4 protein-coding genes are annotated in these 6,365 nt (G+C 69.6%); 2 read left to right on the top strand and 2 right to left on the bottom strand.

From position 1 onward, the window contains the following. Positions 1-136: 136 nt before the first annotated feature. Entirely contained in the window at positions 137-685 is a 549-nt protein-coding gene (idi, locus tag EIO58_RS10790; RefSeq protein ID WP_446723917.1) for an isopentenyl-diphosphate Delta-isomerase, read from the top strand. A 321-nt stretch (positions 686-1,006) separates the two neighbouring features. Here idi and EIO58_RS10785 read toward each other — a convergent pair whose 3' ends face one another. Continuing rightward, positions 1,007-3,931: a UPF0182 family membrane protein gene (locus tag EIO58_RS10785; protein WP_127819544.1), complete on the bottom strand. Its 2,925-nt coding sequence runs from the start codon at positions 3,929-3,931 to the stop codon at positions 1,007-1,009. Positions 3,932-4,013: 82 nt separating this feature from the next. Next, positions 4,014-5,138 carry a YlbL family protein gene (locus EIO58_RS10780; protein WP_127819543.1) on the bottom strand — a complete coding sequence of 375 codons (1,125 nt, stop codon included), beginning with the start codon at positions 5,136-5,138 and terminating at the stop codon, positions 4,014-4,016. Positions 5,139-5,355: 217 nt separating this feature from the next. Between EIO58_RS10780 and EIO58_RS10775 the strand changes: the two genes are divergently transcribed. Next, positions 5,356-6,365: zinc-dependent metalloprotease (locus tag EIO58_RS10775; protein ID WP_446723916.1), on the top strand; the 1,010-nt coding region annotated here is incomplete at its 3' end.

Below are 6,365 nucleotides of genomic sequence, written 5' to 3'. Positions count from 1 at the left end.
AGCAGCTCGGTAGCTCGCTGGGCTCATAACCCAGAGGTCGCAGGTTCAAATCCTGTCCCCGCAACAGAAAGTCCAGAGGGCGTCCCCAGCAGGGGGCGCCCTCTGGCGTTGCGGCCATCCAGTGGAGCGGAGCGAGATCGTGACCGACACCGACCAGGTCGTGCTGCTCGACGACGATGCTCGCGTCATCGGTTCCGCGCCGAAGGGCGGCGTGCACGGTGCCGACACTCCCCTCCACCTCGCGTTCTCGTGCCACGTGCTCGATGCCGAAGGCCGCGTGCTCGTCACCCGACGCGCCCTGACGAAGCGCACCTGGCCCGGTGTCTGGACCAACTCCTTCTGCGGCCATCCGCGGCCCGGCGAGCCGCCGATCGCGGCAGTCCATCGGCGAGGGGAGTTCGAGCTCGGGCTCTCGCTCACGCGCGTCGAGCTGGTGCTGCCGCACTTCCGCTACCGCGCGACCGATGCGAGCGGCGTGGTCGAGAACGAGGTGTGCCCGGTGTTCGTGGCGCGGACCTCGGTGAAACCCGAGCCGAACCCGGACGAGGTCGCGGATGCACGGTGGGTCGAGCCCCCTGCACTCGGCGCCGCGATCGTGGCGACCCCGTGGGCGTTCAGCCCCTGGCTGGTGCTGCAGGCCCGCGAGCTGCCGCTCTTCGGAGCGGCCGGGCCGGAGCAGCGCTAGGCGGCCGAGCTTGGGTTGGGGGCCACTGCCGCGTCTTCGTCCTGCTCGCCGGTCCGACTTGCTTCCGTCGACCGTGCTGCTGCGGCACGAACCGCTTGTCGACCGGGCCGACGATGTGCGCCACGTCGGCTCTCCCGTCGAGTCCTCCGTGTCGCGGTACGCCACTTCCCCGCTGCACTGCGGGGCCGGTGCGCCCTCCTGTCGCGCGCCTACCCGCCGCTGGTTCGAGGCCACGCCCCCGAGGTCCGCGGTCCGCACACGCGCGAGGGCCGCTCCGCGCGTGATGCGCACGGAGCGGCCGTCGTCGCGAAGCGGTCTGGGCTACTGCTGAGCGCCCAGCTCGATGAGCCTCTCGACCGCGGCGGTGAGGCGCTCGTCGGCCGCGCCGTACGCGGCCCAGTCGCCGGCCTGGAGCGCCTCCTGGCGCTCGAGCATCGCCTGCTGCGCCGCTTCCAGGGCTGCCTGGTACTCGTCCGTCGGCACTTCGGGGTCGGGCGTCCCGCCCTCCTCCGGAGGCTCGGTGGGTTCGGGCTGAGGCGTCTCGCCCGGCGTAGGCGTGACCTCCTCGTCGCCCGTCTCAGCGCCCGAGTCGCCGTCGAACAGGACGTCAAGCGCCTCGCTCAGCGTGTCTTCGAATGCGATCTGGTCGCCGAACGCGACGAGCACCTTGCGCAGCTGGGGCAGCTGCGTGCCCTCGGCCGCCTGCACGTAGACCGGCTGTACGTACAGCAGGCCGCCACCGACCGGGAGCGTCAGCAGGTTGCCGTTGATCACCTCGGACTGGCCGATCGTGAGCACGTTGATCTGCTGCGACACGACCGGATCCGAGTCGAAGCGGTTCTGCACCTGGCCGGGGCCGGGAACGGTGGTGTCGGCGTCGATCTCGAGCAGCCTCAGCTTGCCGTAGTCCTCGCCCTTGACGCCGGCCTCGGCACCTGCGTTCGAATCGGCGGCGAGGTAGCCCATGAGCACGTTGCGGCTCTCGGCACCGGTCGCCGACGAGGGGATGAACGTCGTGAACATCGAGAACGACGGGCTGTCCTGACCCGGCATCTGCATCGTCAGGTAGTACGGCGGCTGCAGCGCGTTGGGGTTCTGCGGATCTTCAGGTGTCGCCCACGCGTTGTCGCGCTCGTAGAACGACTGCGCGTCGTCGACGTGGTACACCTGCAGCATCGCGCGCTGGACCTTGAACAGGTCGGTCGGGTAGCGCACGTGGCTCATGAGGTCGGCCGGCATCTCGCTGAACGGCTCGAGCGTCGACGGATACACGTTCTGCCACGCCTGCAGCAGCGGGTCCTCGGGCTCCCACGCGTACAGCGTGACCGAGCCGTCGTACGCGTCGACAGTCGCCTTCACCGAGTTGCGGATGTAGTTGATGTCGTCCAGCGCGAAGCGGGGCTGCGTGTTGGTCGAGTCGGCGATCGCCGCCGACAGCGGCACCGTCTTGGAGTATGGGTAGTTGGCGCTGAGCGTGTAGCCGTCGACGACCCACTTGATGCGACCGTCGACCACGGTGGGGTACGGGTCGCTGTCGAGCTCCAGATATGGGGCCACCTTCTTCACACGCGTGAGCGGGTCCCGGTCGTACAGGATCTGCGACTCGTCGTTCACGCCGTCGGCGAAGAGGATCTGCTCGGACTGGAACTTCAGCGCGTAGATGAGGCGGTTGAAGGCGTTGCCCACCGACGGGCCGCCGTCGCCTTCGAACGTCGTGCGCGGCCCGGCACTGCCGTCGGAGCCCGACGGGTAGTCGAGCTCGATCGGCGAGGCGCCCTCCGGCGCGCCGACGATCGAGTACTCGGGCGAGTTCTCGCCGAAGTACACGCGCGGCTGGAAGTCGGGGTTCTCTGACAGGAACCCGGTTGCCGGGATGCCCCGCTCCAGGAAGACCGGGTTGCCGTCGGCGGTGCGCTCATTGCCCGCGGCGGCGACCATGCCGTAGCCGTGCGTGTAGACGAGCGTCTCGTTGACCCAGGAGGATCCGGCGCCGAGCTGGTCGACGTTGAGTTCGCGCACCGAGACGATGGTGTCCTGCATCTCGCCGTCGATCTCGTAGCGGTCGACGTCGAGCGGATTGGTGAACTGGTAGTACGGGCGGTACTGCTCGAGCTGACGGATGGTCGGCCCGATGATCGCTGGATCCATGATGCGGATCTGCGTCGTGGTCGCCGCGTCTTCGCGCAGCTTCCCCGCCTCGGCGGTCGTCTCGGCGGTGAACTCGGTCTTCTCGAGCCCGTCGATGCCGAACGCCGCCTTCGTGCCGTCGATATTGCGCTGGAAGTACTCGCGCTCGTACACGTCCTGGTTCGGCTGCACCTGGAAGGTGTTGACCACCCAGGGGTAGCCGAAGCCGAGGACGATCGCCGAGACGATCAGCAGCGCCGTGGCGATGAGGGGGTAGCGCCAGCGGCCGATGACGGCGGTCACGAAGAACAGGATCGCGACGATCACGGCGGCGAAGGCGAGGATCGTCTGCCCCTGGATGATCGCGTTCGCCTCGGTGTAGCCGGGACCCGTGATGCGTCCGCCGGCACCGGGCTCGACGAGCGTCTTGTACCGGTCGAGCCAGAGGCTCACGCCCTGGACGAGCAGGTACAGACCCGCGATCACCGCGAGCTGGATGCGCGCGGACTTCGAGATGCGCAGCTCGCGCTGGCCGATCCGCACCGAGCCGTACAGGTACGACACCAGCGCCGTGACGAGCAGGCAGATGAGCAGCACCGCCGACGCGAAGCCGACCAGCGTGCCCCAGAACGGCATCGCGAACAGGTAGAAGCCGGTGTCCATGCCGAACTCGGGATCCCTGGCATCGGTGGCGACACCGTTGAACCACAGCCACGTGGTCTCCCACTGTGCCGACGCGGCGAACCCGGCGAAGAAGCCGAAGAAGACCGGGATGCCCCACATCGCCAGTCGCCGCAGCGGCTCGACGACCTCCTGGTAGCGGTCCAGCTGCGAGCTCAGCCGTGCGTACACGGGGCGGAGGCGATAGGCGAGCTGGATCGAGAGCCACACCGGCACGGCCATCCCGAGGAAGCCGATCACGAACATCACCACGCGCGCGACCCATTGCGTGAGGAGCACCGACTCGAACCCGAGCTGTTCGTACCAGAGCCAGTCCGCGTACAGGCTGGCGAAGACGAAGAACGCCACCACGAGGGCGGCGATGATCGCGAGGGTGATGGCGATGACGCGCCGGGAGCGGGAGGGTGTGGCCGGAGTCGGCACTGAGGTCGTGGTCACGGTCCCATCCTAGGCGGCGGGCGCCGAGCGGCAGCCCAGTCCGCGCTGAGCGAAATCCGCGAGAACGCTCTTCGTGGCGGGCTCACCCCGCCGCGCACGTCGGCAGCGCGCCGAGGTCGCCGTCCACGCGGACGGCGTCGAGCACCGACAGCGCGTCATCGAGGTCTTCGACCGCGAACACGCGCAGGTCGCCCGGGATGTTTCCGACCACCTCGTCGCAGTTCGCGTCCGGCGCGAGGAACCACTCGGCTCCGGCATCCCGCGCCCCCCACATCTTCTGGCGGATGCCGCCGATCGGGCCGACGTCGCCGTCGGCTGCGATCGTTCCGGTGCCGGCGACGACATCGCCCCCGTTCAGCGCCCCGGGGGTGAGGGTGTCGATGATGCCGAGCGCGAACATCATGCCGGCGCTCGGTCCGCCCACGTTGTTGAGCTGGATCGTCACGTCGATCGGGAACTCGTAGTCGGTGATGAGGTTCACCCCGATCAACCACGTCGACTCGCCGTCGACCGCGGACTCCTTCGGGGTCACCTCGACGGTCTGCTCGTCGCCGGATCGCTCGATGAGGAGCTCGACGGGTGTGCCGTCGCCGTCGTTGATGATCTCGCGCAGGGATGCGGCATCCGTCACGGTCTCACCGTCGGCTTCCAGGATGATGTCGCCTTCCTCGAGCACCCCCTCGGCGGCGGAGCCGTCCAGGAGCGAGTGGACCGACAGCTGCGCCACGATGTCGTACCCCAGCTCGGCGAGGGCCGCCGCGGTGGCCTCCTGCTGCGAGTCGACCATCATCGCGGCGCTCTCCTCGTTGCGCTCCTCGGTGCTCTGCCCCTCGGGGAAGACGGCGTCGATCGGCAGCACCGCCTTGCTCGGGTCGAACCACGCCGTCGCGAGCTCGAACCACGAGGGCGTCCGCTCGCGGTTCCCCTGCACCTGAACGGTGAGCAGATCCAGCGAGCCTTCGGTGGGGTAGGTCTCGGCCCCCTCGATCGAGATCAGCGGCACCTCCTCGCCGTCGGACGACTCGGCGCTGCCGAGCGTGTCGTACACAGGCCCCGGTCGCTGGATCACGTACGACGTGGGCAGGAAGGTGATGACGAGCAGCACGATCATGGCGACGGCGAGCGCCCAGACGCCGACGGCGGTGCGCCGCGACATGCGCTGCCGGGGCGCAGGCTCGATCGTCGTGTTCTCGTCGAACAGGGCCACGCGGGACCTCTCTTCCGTGCCTTGCGGTTCGTATGCCTGGTCGTTCGCGACCGGCGTAAGGCGTTCGGGGTCCTGGCCGGGAGTGCGACGGATGCTGCGACTAGCGTAGAGCGCGTGGGTCCCGACCTGCTGAAAGGCGGCTGAAGTGGCAGACGACGCGACCGGTGGCGGCGAGCACGGAGACGAGCGCAGTCCCGAGGACGAGTTCCAGGAGCTGATCCGGCAGCTCTTCGGCGGCGGGACCGGCGATCTGGATGCCGAGCAGCTCTCCCGGCTGTCGGGCATGAACATCGACCCCGCCATGATGCAGGCGGTGATGCGGCAGCTGCAGGGGGCGTTCGCGGGCGGTGGCGAGGGCGGCATCTCGTGGGAGATGGCGACCCGTCAGGCGCTGCACATCGCGAACCAGGACGGCCTCGGCGTGACCACGGGCCAGCGCACCGACCTCGACCAGGCCTTCGCCCTCGCGACGCTGTGGCTGAGCGAGGCGACCACGATCTCGGAGCTGCCCGCCCCGCCCCAGGTGATCACGCGCGGCGCGTGGGTCGAGGCCACACTGCCGGTGTGGCAGGAGCTCGCCGAGCCGGTCGCCACCAGCATCGCCGACGCCCTCACGTCGGCGCTCAGCGAGCAGGCCCCCGAAGACATGCAGGGGCTGGTGCAGGGCGCCGGGCGCCTGATGCGCACGGTCGGCGGATCGCTGTTCGCCTCGCAGCTCGGTCAGGTCGTCGGCAGCCTGTCGAAGGAGGTCGTCAGCGGCGGCGACGTCGGCATCCCGCTCATGCCCGACGGGCAGGCGGCGATCCTCCCCCAGAACTTCGCGGACTTCGGCCAGGGGCTCGAGGTGCCGGACGACCAGCTCGCCCTGTACGCGGCGACCCGCGAGCTCGCGCACGCGCGCCTGTTCCGCCACGCGCGATGGCTGCGCCTGCACGTGATCTCGCAGGTGACCGACTTCGCCCGCGGCGTCCACGTCGACACCGATGCCCTCGACGACCTCGCGTCGCGCTTCGATCCCTCCGAGCCCGAAGAGCTGCGCCGCGCCCTCGAGAGCGGAGTCCTGCTGCCGGCACGCTCGGAGGCGCAGAACGCCGCGCTGGCGCGCCTCGAGCACCTGCTCGCGACGATCGAGGGCTGGGTCGAGATCGTCACCGAGGACGCCACGTCGCGACTCCCCTCGGCTGCGCGGATCGCCGAGGCGGTGCGCCGCCGGCGCGCGGTGGGCGG

Source organism: Microbacterium sp. CPCC 204701 (assembly GCF_004010105.1).
In the GTDB taxonomy this organism is placed as follows: Bacteria; Actinomycetota; Actinomycetes; order Actinomycetales; family Microbacteriaceae; genus Microbacterium.
Note: the sequence above shows the minus strand (reverse complement) of the source record. Positions and strands in the feature narration are given on the sequence as shown.